Source organism: Nocardioides pocheonensis (assembly GCF_003725535.1).
Taxonomy (GTDB): domain Bacteria; phylum Actinomycetota; class Actinomycetes; order Propionibacteriales; family Nocardioidaceae; genus Marmoricola; species Marmoricola pocheonensis.
On sequence record NZ_RJSF01000003.1, the window covers coordinates 286900 to 307904 of the forward strand.

At 72.9% G+C, this 21005-nt stretch carries 16 protein-coding genes; 11 read left to right on the plus strand and 5 right to left on the minus strand.

The window, feature by feature from the left end; translation table 11 throughout:
* Positions 1–33 precede the first annotated feature (33 nt).
* Positions 34–1443 (minus strand): DEAD/DEAH box helicase, encoded by a 1410-nt coding sequence (locus EFL26_RS01875; RefSeq protein WP_425464094.1) that lies wholly within the window; start codon positions 1441–1443, stop codon positions 34–36.
* Between the two features lie 213 nt (positions 1444–1656).
* On the opposite strand from EFL26_RS01875, the gene EFL26_RS01880 reads away from it, so the two are divergent.
* Complete coding sequence (locus EFL26_RS01880) at positions 1657–2406, plus strand: ferritin-like fold-containing protein (RefSeq protein ID WP_123221170.1); 750 nt, start codon at positions 1657–1659, stop codon at positions 2404–2406.
* A 7-nt stretch (positions 2407–2413) separates the two neighbouring features.
* Here the strand turns inward: EFL26_RS01880 and EFL26_RS01885 are convergent, their stop codons facing one another.
* The 3 genes from EFL26_RS01885 to EFL26_RS01895 form a co-directional block, all read right to left on the minus strand.
* Positions 2414–2725 (minus strand): GlsB/YeaQ/YmgE family stress response membrane protein, encoded by a 312-nt coding sequence (locus EFL26_RS01885; protein ID WP_123221171.1) that lies wholly within the window; start codon positions 2723–2725, stop codon positions 2414–2416.
* 83 nt (positions 2726–2808) lie between these two features.
* Complete coding sequence (locus tag EFL26_RS01890; protein WP_123221172.1) at positions 2809–3030, minus strand: DUF3107 domain-containing protein; 222 nt, start codon at positions 3028–3030, stop codon at positions 2809–2811.
* 70 nt (positions 3031–3100) lie between these two features.
* Complete coding sequence (locus tag EFL26_RS01895; RefSeq protein ID WP_123221173.1) at positions 3101–3760, minus strand: TetR/AcrR family transcriptional regulator; 660 nt, start codon at positions 3758–3760, stop codon at positions 3101–3103.
* 321 nt (positions 3761–4081) lie between these two features.
* On the opposite strand from EFL26_RS01895, the gene EFL26_RS01900 reads away from it, so the two are divergent.
* The 9 genes from EFL26_RS01900 to EFL26_RS01940 all read left to right on the plus strand — a co-directional run bounded on the left by EFL26_RS01900 (position 4082) and on the right by EFL26_RS01940 (position 18734).
* A complete protein-coding gene (locus EFL26_RS01900; RefSeq protein ID WP_123221174.1) occupies positions 4082–5098 on the plus strand; it encodes a hypothetical protein in 1017 nt (338 codons plus the stop codon).
* Positions 5099–5407: 309 nt separating this feature from the next.
* Positions 5408–6139: a hypothetical protein gene (locus EFL26_RS01905; RefSeq protein WP_148046602.1), complete on the plus strand. Its 732-nt coding sequence runs from the start codon at positions 5408–5410 to the stop codon at positions 6137–6139.
* 132 nt (positions 6140–6271) lie between these two features.
* Positions 6272–8323: a class F sortase gene (locus EFL26_RS24595; RefSeq protein WP_245999945.1), complete on the plus strand. Its 2052-nt coding sequence runs from the start codon at positions 6272–6274 to the stop codon at positions 8321–8323.
* A 129-nt stretch (positions 8324–8452) separates the two neighbouring features.
* A complete protein-coding gene (gene moeZ / locus EFL26_RS01915) occupies positions 8453–9652 on the plus strand; it encodes an adenylyltransferase/sulfurtransferase MoeZ (protein ID WP_123221176.1) in 1200 nt (399 codons plus the stop codon).
* Positions 9653–9728: 76 nt separating this feature from the next.
* Positions 9729–10583: a S1 family serine peptidase gene (locus EFL26_RS01920; protein ID WP_183407986.1), complete on the plus strand. Its 855-nt coding sequence runs from the start codon at positions 9729–9731 to the stop codon at positions 10581–10583.
* A 149-nt stretch (positions 10584–10732) separates the two neighbouring features.
* Entirely contained in the window at positions 10733–11533 is an 801-nt protein-coding gene (locus EFL26_RS01925) for a hypothetical protein (protein ID WP_123221177.1), read from the plus strand.
* Positions 11534–11561: 28 nt separating this feature from the next.
* Positions 11562–11867, plus strand: a complete 306-nt coding sequence (locus EFL26_RS01930) for an MGMT family protein (RefSeq protein WP_123221178.1) — start codon at positions 11562–11564, stop codon at positions 11865–11867.
* A gap of 382 nt (positions 11868–12249) precedes the next feature.
* Positions 12250–15459, plus strand: coding sequence for an ATP-dependent helicase (locus EFL26_RS01935; RefSeq protein ID WP_245999947.1), 3210 nt, complete (start codon positions 12250–12252; stop codon positions 15457–15459).
* Complete coding sequence (locus tag EFL26_RS01940) at positions 15456–18734, plus strand: ATP-dependent helicase (RefSeq protein WP_245999948.1); 3279 nt, start codon at positions 15456–15458, stop codon at positions 18732–18734. The genes EFL26_RS01935 and EFL26_RS01940 overlap by 4 nt, the downstream gene beginning before the upstream one ends.
* A 1-nt stretch (position 18735) precedes the next feature.
* Here EFL26_RS01940 and deoD read toward each other — a convergent pair whose 3' ends face one another.
* Complete coding sequence (gene deoD, locus EFL26_RS01945; protein ID WP_123221179.1) at positions 18736–19446, minus strand: purine-nucleoside phosphorylase; 711 nt, start codon at positions 19444–19446, stop codon at positions 18736–18738.
* A gap of 132 nt (positions 19447–19578) precedes the next feature.
* On the opposite strand from deoD, the gene EFL26_RS01950 reads away from it, so the two are divergent.
* Entirely contained in the window at positions 19579–21000 is a 1422-nt protein-coding gene (locus EFL26_RS01950; RefSeq protein WP_123221180.1) for a ricin-type beta-trefoil lectin domain protein, read from the plus strand.
* Positions 21001–21005: the final 5 nt, after the last annotated feature.

Below are 21005 nucleotides of genomic sequence, written 5' to 3' on the forward strand. Positions count from 1 at the left end.
GGAGCGGTCAGGGCCCGGGTCTCCCGCGGCCGGCTACTCCGCGGCGGGCTTGGCGGACTGGCCACCGCCACGGGTACGACGACGGTTCCGGTTGCGCGAGCGCGCCGGCTTCTCGCCGTCCTTCGGCGCCGACGAGCCCGAGCCCTCGCTGCGAGCCTCGGACCGAGTCTCGGACCTGGCCTCGGACCGGCCCTCGGACCGGCCCTCGGACCGGCCCCGGCCGCCACCCTCGCGTCCACCGCGGCTGCCGCCGCCGGTGCGTCCGCCGCGGCCGCCCTTGTCGTCCTTGCGCGGCTGCCGGGGGATGACGACCTCGCCCTCGGGGATCAGCCGCCCCTTGGTGCCCGGCGGGATGCCCATGTCGTGCAGGAAGTGCTCCGAGCTGGAGTAGGTCTCGAGCGGCTCGTCGAACGGCAGGTCGAGCGCCTTGTTGATCATCTTCCAGCGGTGCAGGTCCGACCAGTCGACGAAGGTCACCGCGATGCCGGTCGCTCCGGCGCGGCCGGTGCGGCCGATCCGGTGGATGTAGGTCTTCTCGTCCTCGGGGCAGGTGTAGTTGATGACGTGGGTGACGTCCTGCACGTCGATGCCGCGGGCCGCGACGTCCGTGGCGACCAGCACCTGCATCTTGCCCTCGCGGAAGCGGGTCAGCGCCTTCTCGCGCGCCGCCTGGGCCATGTCGCCGTGCAGCGCGCTGGCCTTGAAGCCACGCTCGACGAGGTCGTCGGCGACCCGCTGGGCCTGGCGCTTGGTGCGCGTGAAGATGATCGTCAGCCCGGAGCCCTCGGCCTGCAGCAGGCGCCCGATCATCTCCGGCTTGTCGAGGTCGTGGGCCTGGTAGATGAACTGGGCGGTCGCGGGCACGGTGGCGTTCTCGTACGACGACTCCGCCCGGATGTTCATCGGGTGGCGCATGTGCGTGCGGGCCAGGGCGACGATCGCGGCCGGCATGGTCGCCGAGAACAGCATCGTCTGCCGGGTCTCCGGGGTGCCGGCGAGCAGCCGCTCGACGTCGGGCAGGAAGCCCAGGTCGAGCATCTCGTCGGCCTCGTCGAGCACCAGGCTCTTGACGTGCGAGATGTCGAGCGCCTTGCGGTTCATCAGGTCGATCAGGCGACCGGGCGTGCCCACGACGACGTCGACACCCGAGGAGAGCGCGTCGAGCTGGCCCTCGTAGGGCACGCCGCCGTACACGGTCAGCACGCGGATGCCGCGGTCGGCGCTCGCGATGGTCAGGTCGCTGGAGACCTGCAGGGCGAGCTCGCGGGTCGGCGCGACGATCAGCGCCTGCGGCTTGCCGGGGGCGACCAGCTCTTCGTAGTCGGGGTCGTGGGGAGCGACCGCGCGCTGGATCACCGGGATGCCGAACGCCAGCGTCTTGCCGGTGCCCGTGCGTGCCTGGCCGATCAGGTCGGTGCCCATGAGGGCGACGGAGAGGGTCATCTCCTGGATGGCGAAGGGTGTCACGATGCCGACGCGCTCGAGGGCGTCGGCGATCTCGGGGAGGACCCCGAGCTCTCGGAAGGTGGTCAGGAACTTGTCCGTTCTGTGCGTGAAAGCGTCAGGTGCAGCGCTGCATCAGGGCGTCTGTCAGGGCGTCTGGGGACGCTGCCCGGCGGCGGTCTGCCGACACCAGTCTATCGGTAGGCTCCCCTCATGACCGAAATCGCGCAGCCCGCACCCCCGGACGGCACGCCCCCGCCGCCCGTGACGGACTCGCTGGGCGAGGTCCCGGTGGCCTTCCAGGACCCCGGCTACCGCGCCGCCGTCGTGGACCTGATCGGCGCGATCGCGTACGGCGAGATCTCCGCCTTCGACCGGCTCGCGGAGGACGCCCGGCTCGCGCCGTCCCTCGCCGACAAGCTCGCGCTCGGCAAGATGGCGACGGTGCAGTTCAACCACGTCGAGCCGCTGCTGGCCCGCATCACCGCGCTCGGCGCGGAGCCGATGCAGGCGATGGCGCCGTTCGTGAAGCCGTTCGACGCCTTCCACGCCAAGACGGCGCCCAGCAACTGGCTCGAGGGCCTGGTGAAGGCGTACGTCGGCGACGGGCTCGCCGCCGACTTCTACCGCGAGGTCGCGGCCTTCCTCGACGCCGACACCCGCGACCTGGTGATCGCCTCGCTCGTGGACTCCGGTCACTCCGACTTCGTCGTCGACCGGGTGCGCCGCGCGATCGAGCGCGACGGCCGCGTCGCGGGGCCGCTGGCGCTCTGGGGCCGCCGCCTCATGGGCGAGGCGCTCTCGCAGGCACAGCGCGTCGTGGCCGAGCGCGACTCGCTCGCGGCCCTGCTGGCCGGCGGGGTGGACCGGCCGGGCCTGGACCTCGCCGCCCTCGGTCGCATGTTCACGCGGCTCACCGAGAACCACGCGAAGCGGATGGCCGAGCTCGGCCTCGCTTCCTGAACCTGCCTCAGACGCGCTTGCTGCGGCCGGTCAGCGCCGCCGCCGCCATGACTGCCACCGCGGCGACGGCGACCTGCCAGAGGTGCCGCAACCAGTCGACGCCGTTCGTGGCGTTGTTCATGGTCGCCTTGTGGCCGTCGAAGGAACCGTTGTCGTGGCCGAACAGCGCCCAGTACACGAGGCTCCCCACGAACATCCCAACGATGCCGCAGACCACGGTCAGCCAGAGCGGGATGTGGTCACGGTCGCCGGGAGCGACCGCCTTGCCGAGCAGACCGATGACGAGTCCGCCGATCACGGTGACGATGAGCGTGAGCATGGGCACCAACCTCCCTGGCCGTGGCCGCGTCCGGACCGCTTCCGAGCGTGCCACACCCGACGGTCGGCCGCACGAGGCGTGGGTCAGGAGCGGAAGCCGACCTGCCCGGCGGAGCTGGTGGCGATCTCGACGTACGCCAGCTTCTCGACCGGTACGACGACCCGCCGACCCTTCGCGTCGGCCAGCGACAGCAGCCCGCCAGAGGCCAGCGCCTCGCGGACCTGCTCCTCCACCTCGCCCGCCTCGAGCGCGGTGTCGATGGTGAGCTCGCGGCTGGCGTGGATCACGCCGATCTTGACCTCCATGCGGAGGACCTCCTGTGGGGTTGGCTGGTGTGCGTGGTGCCCCGCCCGACGCCGGGCGGGAGGACGCGGGTCAGGTCTGCTCGTCGGTCCGGGGGTAGCCCCGGATGCCCCGCCAGGCGAGGCCCGCGATCAGGCCGGCCGCCATGTCCTGCTCGATCGTGTCGCGGCCCTGGACCCTGTCCTGGAGCCAGAACCGGGCGCTGACCTCGCCCATTCCCACCAGCGCCACCGCGAGCAGTCGGCACTGGTCGTCGGGGAGCCCGGTGTCGTCGTGGATGACGTGCGCGATCAGCTCGGCGCACTCGGTGGTCACGCGGTCGATCCGCTGGCGCACGGCCGGGTCGTTGGTGAGGTCGGACTCGAAGACGAGCCGGAACTCGCCCTCCTCGCTGGCGACGTAGGTGTAGAAGGCGTGCATCGTCGCGGCGACCCGCTGCTTGTTGTCGTCGGTCGACTCCAGCGCGGCACGGGTGCCGTCGATGACGGCGTCGACGGCCCGGTCGAGCAGGGCCAGGTACAGCTCGAGCTTGCCCGGGAAGTGCTGGTAGAGGACCGGCTTGGAGACGCCGGCGCGGTCGGCGATGTCGTCCATGGCGGCGGCGTGGTAGCCCTGCGCGACGAACACCTCGAGCGCCGACTCGAGCAGCTGTGCGCGGCGGGCGCGACGGGGAAGCCTGCTGCCGCGCGGCGTGCGCTCGCCGGGGTTGGGACGGGTCGCGGGACTGCTCACGCGGCGGGCCCCCTCGGGTCTCGGTGGTCGTGGACGACGGTCGGCGATGGTCGCAGGCGAGCCTACTCTGCGGCCGCTGCCGGGGGAGGCCCGCCACGGCCGCGCGTCCCTCGCGACTGCGGATGTGGTCGAAACCACAGCAAAGCAACAAAGCGGACTATACCGCCCGAATTGTTCCCTTGAATATCGAGGCCGCCCGGGACTGGAATGGATTCGAGGACCGGGCAAATCGGCCCGTTTCGGACAAAAGAATCGGGGGCAGTAATCATGAGGAGCGTGAGCGGAGCCCGGAAGAATGCGGCCCGCCGCTTTGCCACTGTCATGGCTGCCGCAGGTGCGCTGCTCGTCTCGAGCGGCCTGGCCCTGATGGCAGCCCCTTCGCCGGCCGCGGCCGGCGACACCCGGGCGGCGGAGAGCACGTGCACGCCGTCGGAGGCCTACACCGAGACCAGCGACTGGGTCCTGACGTCGCCGGGCACGGATTGGTACGAGGTCGACCAGCGCCAGGTCCTCGTGACGCCGGCCGTCGACCCGACGTACGGTCCCGGCCAGCGGTACTCGTGGAACCCCCAGGGCCCGTACGACGAGTCCGTGGTCCCGCCCGCCTGGCCGACACCGGCGCAGGGCAGGTGGACGCCGAACACCGCGGCGTACAACCCCGGCCACGTCGGCGAGCCGGTCGGAGTGGTGTTCCAGCAGGGGCACGGCAACGGTGGTGACAACGCGTCGTGGTTCTACTGGGAGCGGGTGCAGGTCACCCCGGGCTCGGACGCGGTGTATCGCACCGAGTACAAGTTCGCCCTCGACCACCCGGCGGTCACCTGCCCCGTCGAGGCGTACGCCGACGTGCAGTGGATCGAGCCCAGCTGCGGCACGAAGGCGGACTTCAAGACCAAGAGCGGCGACCCCGTCGACGTGACCTGGTCCGCCCCGTCGGCCACGCCGGCACCGGGTGTCACGGTGACGCTCGTCGCGACCGCGATGGACGGCTACACCTTCGGCGGCTCCGCCACCCAGGCGTTCACCCACACGTACGCCGCGGTGGTGCCGCCCGCAGGGCAGACCTACGACCCCGTGACGGGTGTCTGCGCGGCGCCCGTGCCGCCGGTCGTCGAGCCGCCCACGACGCCGCAGGTGAGCCCGCCCAAGACGCCCGTGAAGGCGCACGTCAAGGCTCAGACCAAGACCCCGACCGTCGTCCACGCGGGTCTGGTCACGACCGCGAGTGACACCGGCGCCCAGGCGGGCCTGGGCCTGGTCCTGGCCGGCCTGGTGCTGCTGGCCGGTGCGGGCAGCCTGGTCCTCGCCGGAGGAGGCGAGCCGAAGGACGCTGCCTGACCCGGAGCCCGGGCGACGGTCCACCCCAGCCGTCGCCCGGGCGCTGTTCCCCGTCGCGCCGACTTGATACGGCTTGTCTGAGATATGGCCGGAATGTCCGTTTATTGGCTTTTCCGGACTAGACCGTTCCGCGAACCTGCTTGGCCGAAGGGCCCCGGAGGCCCTGCAATGGTATTCGCGGATGGGGTCTGGGGCTCTGTCCGCCTGTACCAATCACCCCGGTCCGCCCGGACCGGCGGGGGCCGTGCCTCTTTTCGGAGGCATTTCGAGGGTGTCTGAAAAGGCACCAGAACTGGGGCAAGAAACATCATGGGGAACACACATGCAAAGGGGCGGTTCTCCGCCCGCCGCGCAGCGACCTTCCTGGGGGTGCTCGGTGCGCTGGTGATGTCCAGCGGCATCGCGCTGATGGTTGCCGCAACTCCGGCCAACGCTGCTGACTGCACGCCCGCCGCGGCGTTCACCGAGACGATCAACCACCCGGCCGTGACCCACGTGGTCCACCACGACGCCGTCGACGCCGTGCCGAGCATGTGGTGGAACTGGTCTCCCAACAAGGACCAGGGTCCGTTCGACGGGCCGCCGGACTTCCCCACGGACTCGCGCGGCACGTGGGAAGGCCCGCACACCAATGGCGGGCCCGGCCAGGACGAGGTCGGCACCTTCCAGCAGGGTGAGGGCAACGGCAGCTGGTTCCACCGCTCTGCAGCGGTCGAGGGTCAGGACGCGTTCGACGAGACCGTGACCGACACCGCCGCCTGGACCGAGACCATCAACCACCCGGCCGTGACCTGCAACGCCGTCTCGACGCCTCAGGTCGAGGGGACCACCGTGGTCAGCCCGCCGAAGGCGCACGTCAAGGCCAAGGCCAAGGTCCACGCCCAGGCGGTCACGCCGACCGTGGTGCACGCCGGCCTGGCCAGCACGATCAAGGACATGCGCGGCGAGCAGGGCCTGGCCCTGATGGTCGCCGGCATGATCATGCTGGTGGCTGCGGGCGGTCTCGGACTCCGCGTCCGGGGCGCCGCCGCGCGGATCTGAGCCTCGTCCAGCGGACGAGCTCTGATCCAGTGAGCTGAACCCGACCGAGGGCGACGACCGGTAGGACCGGTCGTCGCCCTCGGTGTTTGCGTCGCGGGCCGGACCCGAGTGACAGATTCCCGAGGAGGCGCGGTGGACGAGCACGGTCCGCCCGACCCGTCGGAGCAGCCGCTGGTTGCGGCCGCCCCGGCCGACGGCCGCGATCCTGACGACGCGGTCGCGTTCCTCCGTACGGTCCGGGAGCTCGTGCACGGCGAGCAGGTGCCCACGCCCCGAAGCGGGTCCGACGCGTGGGAAGCGCCGACGGGCAGCGAACCGACGACCGGATGGCTGCCCGGACGGTGGGAGGTCGAACCGGCGCCCGCGGCGCCCGGGCGGCGGCGCCGCAGAGTGCCACCGGACGACGAGCAGCAACCGAGCGGGAAGTCGGCGAAGACCCGTCGTCGCGCACGCAGCCGCCGTACCGTGGAGACGGCGGCGCAGAGGGGCGCGCCGGGGGCGGAGGTGCCGATGAAGGCGAGTGGGCGCGAGCCTGGCCCCACTCCGGTTGCGCCCGACCCGGCACCCGACGACCGCGACCCCGGGTCCCGCGACCGTCCGGCCGAGGTGACCGCGCCGGCTCCCGGGTCCGAGGAGCTCGTCGGCGACGGCCCACGGGCGCGGACGAAGACCCTCCGGGCAGAGGAGAAGGCGCGCGCGGCGCGGGAGCGCCAGGAGGCACGCGAGCGGGCCCTGGTGGATCGTGCGGCGGCCCTGGTCGCGAAGGCCGAGGCGAAGGCCGAGAGGGACCGCAGGAAGGCCGGACGCGGGCAGGCGGAGGCCACCGCCGCTGACCTGGCGGGAACGAGCGAGCCCACGGAGCAGGTCGCCCCGACCCGGCCGACCAGGGCCGAGCGCAAGGCGGAGCGCGAGGCCGCGCGGGAGCGGGCCTGGCTCGAGCGGGCTGCCGCGGAGGCGGTGGCAGCCGAGGCCCGAGCCGAGCGTGAGGCCGGGGAGAGCAGGGCCAGGGCGGAGCGCGAGGCGGCGGAGGCCGCGCGTGCGCGGGACCGCGCGGAGCGCGAGGCCGAGGAGGAGCACGCACGGGTCGCACGCATCGCCGAGGAGGTCGCGGAGACGATCGCGCGCCTCGAGGCGGAGGCGAAGGCCCAGTCCGACGGCATGAGCGCGAAGGCGCAGGCAAGGATCGCGCGCGTCACCGGGAAGGCGGAGGCGCGGGTCGCGCGAGCCGCGCGCCGATCCGAGGCCGCCACCGAGCGGGCTTCGGCCAAGACGGAGCGACGTCTGCGGCGTCGGGCTGCGAAGGCCCAGCAGCGTGCCGACCGCGCCGCCGCGGGGGCCAGGGCGAAGTCGGAGGTTGCCGCACAGCACGCCCGCCGGGCCGCCGAGCTCGAGGCGCGGGCGATCGCGGTCGACCCGGCCGGCACCGACGAGGGACGTGTCGAGCGGCTGGCCGACTACATCGCGCGGGTCGAGGCGCAGCGGTCCTCGCAGGACCGCGGACCACGATTCGGCCGGCGCGCCCGGGCGGCGACCGTCGGCGCGGTGATCGTGGTCGCCGCGCTCGTGCCGTGGGTGGCCCCGCAGGTGCCTGACGCGATCTCCGGGATCCTCCCGGGCCACGCCGGGAAGCCGGTCCGCGTGGCCGACCCGCCCGTCGCGCCGCCGACCACGGCGTTCGTGGGCCCGGTCGGCGTCCAGGACCAGGCCGGCCCGTACGACGGCGTACGCCTCCAGGCGGCCGGCTGGCCGCGTGAGGTCCAGGTGGACCGGCTGCACGTGGACTCCACGGTCCTTCCGATCAGCGGTCAGAGCGGGTCGCTGCTGCCTCCGTCCGACCCGCAGGTGCTGGGCTGGTGGAAGGAGGGGCGACCTGCCGGTGCGGAGTACGGCTCGGCCGTCATCACCGGGCACACCGTGCACACCGGCGGCGGTGCCCTCGATCACCTCGACAAGCTCGTCGTCGGCGACTCCGTGCGGGTGCGCACGGACGCCGGCTGGATCCGCTACGAGGTGCAACGGACCCGGGTCTACTCCACCGAGCAGCTGGCCCGCGACGCCAAGCAGATCTTCACCCTGGGCGGCCCGGGACGGCTCGTGCTGATCACCTGCGACAACTGGAACGGGTCGTTCTACGAGTCCAACGCGGTGGTGTTCGCGGCGCCCGTCGCCGACGAGCCGAGCTGACGGGATCGCGAGACGGAGTTCCCAGATGCCGGGACCGCGGTCGGCGACCGAGGTGGCTCGGGGAACATGGACGGACCGCGCGGTGTTCTCACCGCCGAAGAAGTTCGATCGCTGACACCGAGGAGCGTCGTGTCCCTGCCCGCACTGGTCGAGCCGGCCGCTGAGCTGACCGTCGACGAAGTCCGCCGCTACAGCCGGCACCTGATCATCCCCGACGTCGGGATGTCGGGGCAGAAGCGGCTCAAGAACGCGAAGGTGCTCGTGATCGGCGCCGGTGGTCTCGGCAGCCCGGCGCTGCTGTACCTCGCCGCAGCCGGCGTCGGCACGCTCGGCATCGCCGAGTTCGACGAGGTCGACGAGTCGAACCTGCAGCGCCAGGTCATCCACGGCCAGAGCGACGTCGGCCGCCCGAAGGCGGAGTCGGCCAAGGACTCGATCGCCGAGATCAACCCGCTGGTGAACGTCGTCGTGCACGACGTGCGCCTCGACAACGACAACGTCATGGAGATCTTCCGTGGCTACGACCTGATCGTCGACGGCACCGACAACTTCGCCACGCGCTACATGGTCAACGACGCGGCGTACTTCCTCGGCATCCCCTACGTCTGGGGCTCGATCTACCGCTTCGACGGCCAGGCCAGCGTGTTCGCGCCGACGCTCGTCGACGACGCTCCGTGCTACCGCTGCCTCTACCCCGAGCCGCCGCCGCCGGGCATGGTGCCCAGCTGCGCCGAGGGCGGTGTCCTCGGCGTGCTCTGCGCGAGCATCGGCTCGATCCAGGTCAACGAGGCGATCAAGCTGCTCACCGGCATCGGCGACCCGCTGGTCGGCAAGCTGATGATCTACGACGCCCTCGAGATGGAGTACCGCAAGCTCAAGGTGCGCAAGGACCCGAACTGCGCGCTCTGCGGCGAGCACCCCACCGTCACCGAGCTGATCGACTACGAGACCTTCTGCGGTGCGATCAGCGACGAGGCGGCCGACGCGGCCGCCGACGCCACGATCTCGGTGGTCCAGCTCGAGCACATGCTCAAGGAGCGCGAGGAGGGCACCCGTGACTTCGTGCTCGTCGACGTGCGCGAGCCCAACGAGTACGAGATCAACCGCATCCCCGGCTCGGTGCTGATCCCCAAGGGCGACTTCCTCAACGGCTCCGCCCTCGAGAAGCTGCCCAGCGACAAGCAGATCGTCATGCACTGCAAGACCGGCGTGCGGTCCGCGGAGACCCTGGCGATCGTGAAGGGCGCGGGCTACTCCGACGCCGTCCACGTCGGTGGTGGCGTGGTCGCGTGGGTCAACCAGATCGACCCGTCGCAGCCGTCGTACTGAGGCGATTTCGGACGGCGCATGGCCCGAACGGGCCATGCGCCGTAACCCGAACGGACTAGAACTCGTTGCAGGGGACATGCGCGTTCTTCGAGTCCTCGCCCTGCTCCTGCTCGTGGCCGCCGGTCTCACCGCCGCCCAGTCCGGTGCTGCCGCGACGCCCACGTGGGCGCCGGCCGCCACGGCGGCGATCCACCCCGGCACGATGATGTACACGGCCGGTGCGCAGTGCACCGCCAACTTCGTCTACACCGACGACGCCGGCAACGTGTACGTCGGCTACGCCGCCCACTGCGCCGGCAAGGGCAGCTCGACGGACACCAACGGCTGCAACGTCGACTCCGTGCCGCTCGGCACCCCCGTCGACTTCACCAACGACGGCAGCCTGATCTCGGAGGGCACGATCGTGGGCCACGGCACGCTGGCCTACAGCTCCTGGATCACCGAGCACCAGCTCGGCACGACCGACCCGAACACCTGCGCCTACAACGACCTCGCCCTGGTGAAGGTCGACCCCGCCGACGTCGGCAAGGTCAACCCCTCCGTGCCCTTCTGGGGCGGGCCCACCGGCATCGACACGAACGGCACGGCGGCCGGTGACCGCGTCTACACCTACGGCAACTCCAGCCTGCGGTTCGGCCTCTCCCCGCTCTCCCCGCACACCGGCGTGAGCCTCGGCGACGACCCGGCCGACGGCGGCTGGTCGCACCCGCTCTACACCGCCTCACCAGGCATCCCCGGCGACTCCGGCTCGGGCTTCTTGAGCGCGGACGGCACCGCGGTCGGCGTGCTCTCCACACTCGGGCTCGCGCCGCTGCCCGCGTCGAACAACATCGGCGACCTGGCCCACGAGCTCGCGTTCGCGCAGGCGCACTCGGGCATCGCCGGCCTGCGGCTGGTGCTCGGCACGGAGCCGTTCCAGCCGGCCTTCTGAGCCGGCCCCGGGCCGCCGCCGACCGGGGTCCCGGCCGCGAGCAGAGGTTTCGTCCCTTGTCAACCTATTCGCCCGAATTGCGCTGACTGGTCCACTCCGCAAATCCGGCTAAAGCGACACAACGCCCAGGCATGGCGCACCCTGAGTGCATGCAGCGCAAGGGTTTCTGGGCCACCGTCGTCCTCGCCACCGTCGTCTCGGTGCTCACCGTCCTCGGCACGACTGGTCCAGCAGGAGCGGTCGCGACGAGCACGACGGGCCGGGTCGGCCCGGGCACGCAGCTGGTCACCGGCGGGCGGTCGTGCACCGCCGGCTTCGTCTTCCGCGACGCCGCGCACCGGACCTACCTCGGGTACGCCGCCTCGTGCGCCACCCGCTCCGGCGCGGCGAGCGCCTGCGCCGCTCGCGCACTGCCGGCCGGCACCGTGGTGCGGCTCGCCGACCGCGGCCGCACCCTCGGGTACGGCGTGCTGCGGTACTCCTCGCTGCGCGCGCTGAAGGCGGCCGGAGTCTCCGACGCCGCGACCTGCGCAGCCAACGACTTCGCCCTCGTGCAGCTCCGGGGCGCGCTGGCCCGCCGGGCGCGTGCCGCGATGCCCTACTGGGGCGGGCCGACCGGGCTGGCAGCCCTGCCGAGCGCGGGCAGCACCGTCTTCGGTCTCGCCCGGACCTCGGCGACCTCGCGGACGATCCCGCGCGCCGGACAGGTCACCTCGACGGCGGGCAGCGCCGCGACCGTCAGCACCCTGCTGCCCAGCACCCGGGCCGACCGGGGCACCGGGTTCCTCGACGACGCGGGTCGCGCCGTCGGGATCCTGACCGGCTCGTCGACCAGCGGCGCCAACGCCGTGGTGAGCCTGGCGGACGTGGTGGCGTACGCCGCGGCGCACGGCGTGCCCGGCCTCACCCTGGTGCAGGGCGGCGCGTTCAGCGGGTCGGCCGTTCTCTGAACCGTCGGGGGCCTGCCAGACTCGCCGCGTGGACGACGAGTACGTCGAGCAGGTGCTCAGCATCGTCGAGGCGGTCCCGCCCGGCCGGGTCACGACGTACGGGCTGATCGCTGAGGCCGTGGGGCGCGGCGGTGCTCGGCAGGTCGGTGCCGTGATGGCGGCGTACGGCGGGCCGGTGCCGTGGTGGCGGGTGGTGCGGGCCGACGGCTCGCTGCCGGACTCGCACGTCCCGGAGGCGCACCAGGAGTACCTCGCCGAGGGCACCCCGCTGCGGTCCTCGGGGGCCGTCGACATCGCGGCGGCGGTCTGGCTGCCGGCGGAGACCGACGGCTGAATCCACAGGTGACGGGTCAGGCCGGTGGACGGACCGGTGGAGAACTGCCCTCTCCTGTGGACGACGGCCCTCGATCTGTGGACGACGCCCCACCGATCGAGAATTCCCATGAATAGTTGGCGAAAGTCCCTTGCGCAGATCCTCGCCAGGGCATAGAAATCTCTCACGCGATCCCCTCGGGGAGAGCCGACCAGCTCGAAGGAGAAGGTCCAGCCGGTGAGGCAACTCGCCGGACGTGGCAGTGATGAGCCGCGGGGCCGGATCGGACGAGCAGGTCGATCGGAGGCATCACCCGTCGATCACCAGAAGGGCCCGTGCAACTCATACTTGCGCGGGCCCTTCGCCTTTCCCGGGTGTCGGCGCCGGATGGTTGGGTGTACTCGTGAGCAGCCCGTCGTACCGCCTCGTGCGGCCCCAGGCCGAGGTGCTCGCCCCGCCGTCCCTCGACGCCGACCAACGTCGCGTGGTCGACCACCCCGGCGGGCCGCTGCTCGTGCTCGCCGGGCCGGGCACCGGCAAGACGACCACGCTCGTCGAGGCGATCGTCGAGCGCATCGAGGGGCGAGGCGCCGACCCGGAGTCGGTGCTGGCCCTGACCTTCAGCCGCAAGGCCGCCGAGCAGCTGCGCGACCGGGTGACCGCCAGGCTCGGCCGCACCACGTCGTCGACCCTCTGCTCGACCTTCCACTCCTTCGCCTACGGCCTCGTCCGGCGCTACTCCCCGGCCGACCTGTACGCCGACCCGCTGCGCCTGCTCTCCGCGCCCGAGCAGGACGTCGTGGTCCGGGGCCTCCTCACCAAGGAGGCCGAGTCGGTGTCCTGGCCGAGCTCCCTCTCGGCCGCCCTGGACACCCGCGGCTTCGCGCGCGAGCTCGCCGCGCTGATGGCCCGCACCACCGAGCGCGGGCTCGGCTCCCGCCGGCTGCGCGACGTGGGCATCGCGGAGGGCCGGCCCGAGCTGGTCGCAGCCGCCGACTTCATGGAGCAGTACGACGCCGTCCTCGGCAGCCTCAACGCGCTCGACTACCCGAGCCTGATCGCGGACGCCGTGGCGATGCTCCAGGATCCCGAGCACCCGGCGCGCGCCGACCTGCGCGCCCAGTACTCCCATGTCTTCGTCGACGAGTACCAGGACACCGACCCCTCGCAGATCGCGCTGCTCCAGGCGATCGCGGGCGACGGCCGCGACCTCACCGTCGTCGGCGACCCGCACCAGTCGATCTACGGGTTCCGCGGTGCCGACGTCCGCGGCATCCTGCAGTTCCCGACCATGTTCCCCCGCTCCGACGACGAGCGGGCCGACGTGGCGGTGCTCCGCACGACGCGCCGGTTCGGCCCTCGCCTCCTCGAGGCGTCGCGCCGGATCGCCGGCCGGATCGGGCTGCCCGGCACGATCGGCGAGGCCGACCAACGGGCCTTCCTCGAGCCGGTCGCGGCCGGCGACCACGGGGCCGGCCGCGCGCAGGTGCTCACCTTCGACACCGCGCGCGCCGAGACCGAGGGCCTGGCCGACCTGCTCCGGCGGGCCCACCTCGAGGACGCCATCGCCTGGTCGGACATGGCGGTGCTGGTGCGCTCGGGCCGCACCACGATCCCGGGGCTGCGGCGCTCCCTGCTGGCCGCGGGGGTGCCGGTCGAGGTGGCCGCCGACGAGACCCCGCTGGTGCGGGAGCCGGCGGTGCTCCCGCTGCTCGACGCGCTCCACGCGGTCGCCGCTCCGGACACGTGGCTCGACGCCGAACGCGCCCACGACCTGCTCACCTCACCGCTGGCGGGGCTCGACGCCGCCGACCTCCGCGCCCTGGGCCGAGCCCTGCGCCGGCGTGACCAGGAGCGCGGTGGGGCCGCCCGGTCCTCGCCGGACCTCCTGCTCTCGGCGCTGCGCGACCCGGGCGAGCTCGAGGGTCTCGACCTCGCTGCCGCGCGCCGGGCGGCCAGTCTGGGTCGGCTGCTGCGCCGCGGGCGGGCCCGGCTGGAGAGTGGCGGCACCGTCGAGGAGGTGCTCTGGGAGCTCTGGGCGGGCACGTCCTGGCCGTCCCGGCTGCGCAGCCTGGCCGAGCGCGGGGGCGCCGCCGCGCGCTACGCCCACCGCGACCTCGACGCCGTCGTGGCGCTGTTCGAGACCGCGGCGCGCGCCGAGGAGCAGCAGGGCCACACCAGCGTCGAGTCGTTCCTCGAGACCCTGCGCGCCCAGCAGATCCCGGCCGACACCCTCGCCGATCGCGGCGTGCGCGGCGAGTCGGTCCGGTTGCTGACCGCCCACCGCTCCAAGGGGCTGGAGTGGCGTCTCGTGGCCGTCGTGCACGTGCAGGAGGAGACGTGGCCCGACCTGCGCCACCGTGCCAGCCTGCTCCGGGCCGACGAGGTCGGCCACGACGGACTCCAGGCGCGCGCCACCACGCGCGAGCTGCTCGCCGAGGAGAGGCGGCTGTTCTACGTCGCGTGCACCCGCGCCCGCGAGCGGCTCCTGGTGACCGCCGTGCAGTCGCCCGACGACGACGGCGAGCAGCCGAGCCGGTTCCTGGCCGAGCTCGGCCTCGACGTCGACCACCGGCAGGGCCGCCCCGCGCGACCCCTGTCCCTCGACGGCCTGGTCGCCGAGCTGCGGCGCACGGTCGCCGACGAGACCCGCTCGGAGCGGCTGCGCGCGGCAGCCGCGCGCCGACTGGCCCGGCTCGCGACCGAGCAGGTCGGCGGGCGGCCCCTGGTCGCCGCGGCCGACCCGGCCAGCTGGTGGGGCACCCGGGCGGTGTCGCACAGCGCGGTGCCGGTGCGGGCCCCCGACGAGCCGCTGCGCCTGACGGCGAGCGCGCTCACCTCCCTCGGCGAGTGCCCGGCCCGGTGGTTCCTCGAGCGCGAGGCCGGCGGCGAGCGCGCCAGCACGCAGAGCCAGGGCTTCGGCAACGTCGTCCACGCCCTCGCCGACCGGATCAGCCGCGACGAGCTCGGCGGCCCGGGCCCCGTCGAGGAGGTGGTCGAGGAGCTGATGGTGCACGTCGACCGCGTCTGGGACGAGATCCCCTTCCGCACGCCGTGGTCGTCCTCCCGCGAGCGCGAGGAGGCCCGCGCGGCGCTCACGCGCTTCCTGACCTGGCACACCCGTCCCGGCGCCCGCACCGTGCTGAGCACCGAGGAGGAGGTCCGGGCGAGCGTGACCCTGCCCGACGGCAGCCAGGTCGCGCTCCACGGGTACGCCGACCGCCTCGAGATCGACGACCAGGGCCGCGTCGTGGTGATCGACCTGAAGACCACGAAGTACCCACCCCTCGAGGGCGAGATCCCGGCCAACCCCCAGCTCGGTCTCTACCAGCTCGCGGTCGAGCAGGGCGCGGTCGACCACCTCGTCGGCCGGCCCGGCGTACCGGGTGGTGCCGAGCTGTGGCAGCTGCGCAAGGAGTCCAAAGGCGCGCTCAAGGTGCAGCGGCAGGAGCCGCTCGAGCCGGCCGGCGAGCGCGTGATCGAGGAGCAGCTCGTCGCGGCCGCGGCCGTGATCCGCTCCGAGGTCTTCCCGACCAGGCCGGGCCAGCAGTGCGAGCGCTGCGACTTCAGGCTGATGTGCCCCGCCCAGACCTCCCAGACGGTGCTCTCGTGACCGGCGCCGCAACCCCCTTGCAGGTCGACTCGCCCGAGGCCCTGCGTGCGCTCATGGGCGCCGACTTCACGCTGAGCGACCAGCAGTGGGCCGCCGTCTCCGCGCCGATGCGGCCGGCCGTCGTGATCGCGGGCGCGGGCTCCGGCAAGACCTCGCTGATGGCCGCGCGCGTCGTCTACCTCGTCGCCAACGGCCTCGTCCGGCCCGACGAGGTGCTCGGCCTGACCTTCACCACCAAGGCCGCCGCCGAGCTCCGGGCCCGGATCCGCACGTCGCTCACCGATGCCGGCTTCGGGCGCGGCGCGACGCTCCACGACCAGGCGCCCGACGGGACGCTGGCGGCGGGCGAGGAGGCCGAGGTGCTCGAGCCGACCGTCGCGACGTACAACGCCTATGCTGCCGGCCTGCTCACCGAGCACGGCCTGCGGATCGGCCACGAGCCGGACACCCGGGTGATGGCCGACGCGTCCCGCTACCAGCTCGCCGCGCGCGCCGTGGGTCGGCACACGGGTGCGGTCACCCTGCTCTCCGACAGCCCGGCCCACGTGATCAGCTGGATCCTCCAGCTGGAGGCGGCGATGAGCGAGCACCTCGTCGGCGTCGACGACGTCCGCGAGATCGACCGCCTCTTCGCTGCGCGTGTCGACGAGGCGCTGCGCAGCGGCGCGAAGGGTGAGCTGCCCAGGTTCGCGGACGCCCTCGCCAAGCGGGAGGAGCTGCTCGGCCTGGTCGAGGGCTACCGCGAGCTCAAGCACGAGCTGGGCCTGATGGACTTCTCCGACCAGATCGCGCTGTCGGCGCGGCTGGCCGAGGAGCACCCGGACGTCGGCCGCGAGGAGCGCGCGAAGTACCGCATCGTGCTGCTCGACGAGTACCAGGACACCTCGGTCGCCCAGGCCCGGCTGCTCAGCTCGCTGTTCTCGGGTCCGCCGGGCGAGGGACGCGGGCACGCCGTCACGGCGGTGGGCGACCCGAACCAGGCGATCTACGGCTGGCGGGGAGCGTCGGTGTCCAACATCGTGCACTTCGCCGACGACTTCCCGGCCGCGTCGGGCGAGGTGCCGACGCACCCCCTGACCGTGAACCGTCGCTCCGACGCCCGCATCCTGGAGACCGCCAACCGGCTGGCCGCGCCGTTGCTCGAGCGCTACCCGGTCGTCCGTCCGCTCGAGCCGGCCGGCGCGGCTCCGGGCGAGGTGCGCACGATCGTGCACGAGACCTACGCGGGCGAGCTGGAGTGGCTGGCCGCGCACGTGCTCGAGACGCACGAGCGACTGCTGCGGTCCGAGTCGTCCCGGCCCGCCCACGCACGCCGGATCGGGCTGTGGCGCGAGATCGGCGTGCTCGTGCGCGACAACCGGCACGCCGCCGACGTCTTCGACGCGCTGACCGCTGCCGGCGTACCGGTGGAGATCGTCGGGCTCCAGGGCCTGCTCCGCCTGCCCGAGGTGTCCGAGGTGGTCGCGACCCTGACCCTGCTCGACGACCTCACCGCGAACGCCGAGCTGCTCCAGCTGCTCTCCGGCCCACGCTGGGCGATCGGGCCACGCGACCTCGCCCTGCTCGGCCGCCGGGCGCGCGAGCTCGCCGCGACGCAGCCGGGAGGCGGCCGTGAGCGACCCGCCGACGTGGCCGAGGAGCTGCGCCGGGCCGTCGCCGGCGCCGATCCCACCGAGGTGGTGGCGTTGTCCGACGCGCTCGACGACCCCGGCGAGCTGCCCTACTCTCCCGAGGCCCGGGAGCGCTTCGCCCTGCTCGCCCAGGAGCTGCGGCACCTGCGCGCGCACGTCGCCGAGCCGCTCCTCGAGCTGGTCCGGCGGATCATCGAGACCTGCGGCATCGACGTCGAGCTCGCCTCCTCGGTCAGCGAGACCGGCCGGGCGCGGCGCGACAACCTCGACCTGTTCGTCAAGGCGGTCGCCGAGTTCGAGGCGATCGACGGCTCGGTCACGCTGCCGGCGCTGTTGTCCTACCTGACCGCCGAGGACGAGCTCGGCGGTGGCCTCGACGTGGCCACGCCCAGCGAGGCCGACTCGGTCAAGCTGCTCACGGTCCACCGGGCCAAGGGGCTGGAGTGGGACGTCGTGTTCCTCCCCGGCATGTGCGAGGACAAGTTCCCGCACAGCACCCTGCGCAACCAGTGGCCGACCAGCGCCCACGTGCTGCCGATCCCGCTGCGCGGAGACGTCGCCGACCTCCCTGCGCTCCCGGAGGTGTCGGCCGACGGCCTGAAGGCGTTCCGCGAGCGCGCCCGCGACCACCAGCAGGAGGAGGAGCTGCGGCTCGGGTACGTCGCCCTCACCCGTCCGCGCCACCTGCTGTGGGTCTCGTCCTACTGCTGGACCGAGCAGCGCAAGACGCCGCTGGGCCCCTCGCCGTACCAGCAGACCGTGCGCGACGCGATGGCTGCCTGGGAGGTGCTGCCCGACGCGTGGATCGACCGGCCCGCCAAGGGTCAGCCCAACCCGGCCGTCGTCCCGGGAGAGGCGGTCAGCTGGCCGGTGACGACGCAGACCGCCGAGGCGTTGCGCCGCATCGACGCCGCCGAGCGCGTGTGGGCGGCCGACCCGGACGAGCCCGACGCCGACCTCGACCTGGTCGAGCAGGCCCACGTCGCGCAGTGGGACGACGAGCTCGAGCGCCTGCTCGTGGAGGCCCGCGAGGGCACCCAGGACGTCCTCGAGGTGCCGCTGCCCTCGAGCCTGTCGGCGACCGGTCTGGCCAGGCTGCGCGACGACCCCGACGCCTTCGTCGCCGACCTGGTGCGACCGATGCCGCGCCAGCCGTCGCCGGCGGCGAGGTTCGGCACCCGCTTCCACGCGTGGGTCGAGGCGCGGTTCGGCCAGCAGCAGCTGCTCGATCCCGACGAGCTCCCGGGGCGCGGCGACGCGGGCATCGAGGACGACGCCGACCTGCGCGACCTGATCGCGCTGTTCGAGAAGGGGCCCTTCGCCGACCGCGGGCCGCACCGCATCGAGGCGCCGTTCGCGCTGGTGGTCGCCGGCCAGGTGGTGCGCGGCCGGATCGACGCGGTGTACGCCGAGCCGGATGGCCGCTGGCTGGTCGTCGACTGGAAGACCAACCGTGACCAGACCGCCGACCCGTTGCAGCTCGCGATCTACCGGCTGGCGTGGTCCGAGCTCGCCGGCGTGCCGCTGGAGGACGTCGACGCGGCGTTCCACTACGTGCGCACCGGGGAGACCGTGCGGCCCACCGACCTCCCCGATCGCGTCGGCATCGCGTCGATCCTCGCTCCGGAGCAGTCGGAGCCGTGAGTCAGGCGGTCGACGCCGCCAGGGCGATCTCGACCATCGCACCGAACGTCTCCTGACGCTCGAGCGCGGTGGTCTCCTCGCCGGTGACGATGTGGTCGGAGACGGTGCAGATCGCCAGCGCCCGCCGGCCGTACGACGCGGCGAGGGTGTAGAGCGCCGAGGCCTCCATCTCGACGGCGAGCACGCCGTGGTCGACGAGCGGCTTGGTCAGCTCGGCAGCACGCGGGTTGTAGAAGCTGTCGGAGGAGTAGATCAGGCCGACGTGCGCGGTCAGGTCGGACCGGGCCTGGGCCGCGTCGTGGGCGGCGCGCAGCAGGCCGAAGTCGGCGACCGGCGCGTAGTCGAGCCCGAGGAACCGCAGGCGGTTCATCGAGGAGTCCGTGCACGCACCGGACGCGAGCACGACGTCCCTCAGCGCGAGCCGCTCGGTCAGGGCGCCGCAGGACCCGACCCGCACGATCGACTGCACGTCGTACTCGGCGAACAGCTCGTTGACGTAGATCGCCATCGAGGGCTGGCCCATCCCCGACCCCTGCACCGACACCGGCCGGCCGCGCCAGGTGCCCGTGAACCCGTACATCCCGCGGACCTCCGTGTAGCAGGTCGCGTCGTCGAGGTAGGTCTCGGCGATCCACTTCGCTCGCAGCGGGTCGCCGGGCAGCAGGACGGTGGGCGCGACCTGGCCGGCCGCCGCCGCGATGTGCGTGCTCATGGCCGCAAACTACAAGGTCGCGGACCGACCCTTGCGCGCCGCCACCACCGTGAGTAGCGTCCTCGACCACGTCATGTTGACGTCAACATCCGCGCCGGACGAGGTGGCGCGGTCTCTCGGGACGGAGCCCTCATGCGAATCTCACTGCGTCACCTGGCCGCGGTCGCCGCGGTCGTCGTGACCGCCGCCGCGCCGCTTCCGGTGCTCGCCGCGCCGTCGACCGGACCTGCCGGGACGAGCGAGTTCCGGGGGGTCAACTGGGCCGATCCGCGCGACAACTACGCGGCCGACGAGGTCGTGCCGTCCGGGCTGAGCAAGACCGACGACTATGCGACAACCTACGCGAAGGCGACCCGGATCCTCGGCGAGTTCCGGCACGAGCTGCGCGCGAACACGGTGCGGCTGCCGATCAACCCCGCCAGCGTCGGCACCCCGTGGTGGCAGGCCTACCGCGGCGCGATCGACGCCGCCGTCGACAGCGGCTTCAAGGTGATCCTGAGCTACTGGGAGGCCAACGACGCCAAGGACGGCCGGGTCGACGACCCCGCGCAGTTCGACGCGATGTGGGACACCGTCGTCGCGGCGTACGGCGCGAACCCGCGGATGTACTTCGAGCCGATGAACGAGCCGTTCGGCTACTCGCTGCACGACTGGGTCGGCCTCACCTCGTCGTGGCTGTCGCGGCACAGCGACGTGCCGCGCAAGCGCGTGGTGATCTCGGGCACCGGCTACAACGACGACGTGACCGGGGTCGGGGCCGCGCCGCAGCTCGACGGCACCCTGCTGTCCCTGCACTTCTACGGCTTCTGGGCGAGCGACACCACCGAGGCCGGCTGGCTGGCGAACCTGCGGCCGCGGATCGGTTCGTACGGCGGGCGCACGATCATCGACGAGGCCGGGTCGCCGATGACGATCGGCCTCAACTACGGCAACCACGAGGGCAACGTCTACACCTCCTACCTCGGCGCGCTGACCCGCACGGCGCGCGAGCAGGGCATGGGCATCGTGTACTGGCCGGGCCTGCGCGACGGCGACGCGTACTCGATGACCACCCGGCTCCCCGACGGCGACCTGGCGGTCAACAGCCAGAGCGGCCTGGCCCAGCTGCAGTGGGGCTGGGGCCTGCTGAAGACCGAGCCGGTGAACGACCTTCCGCCCGCGCCGCCGGGCGAGGTGCTGCGTGGTGCGGGCAGCGGCCGCTGCGTCGACGTGCCCGGGTTCTCCACCACCAGCGGCACCGCCCTGGACCTGTGGGACTGCAACGGCGGCGGCAACCAGACCTGGGACTGGACGGCCGACCGGCAGCTGACGGTCTATGCGAACAAGTGCATGACGATCGGCGGCGACGGAGCCAGCGCGGGGAGCCCGGTGGTGATCGCCGACTGCACCGGAGCGGCCGACCAGGCCTGGCAGCTCAATGCCGACCTGACGGTCACCAGCGTCGCCGACCCGGGGCTCTGCCTCGACGCGGCCGGCGGTGGCACGGGCAACGGAACGGCCGTCGACGTCTGGTACTGCAACGGCCAGCCCAACCAGCAGTGGTCGCGGTCCTGACCCGG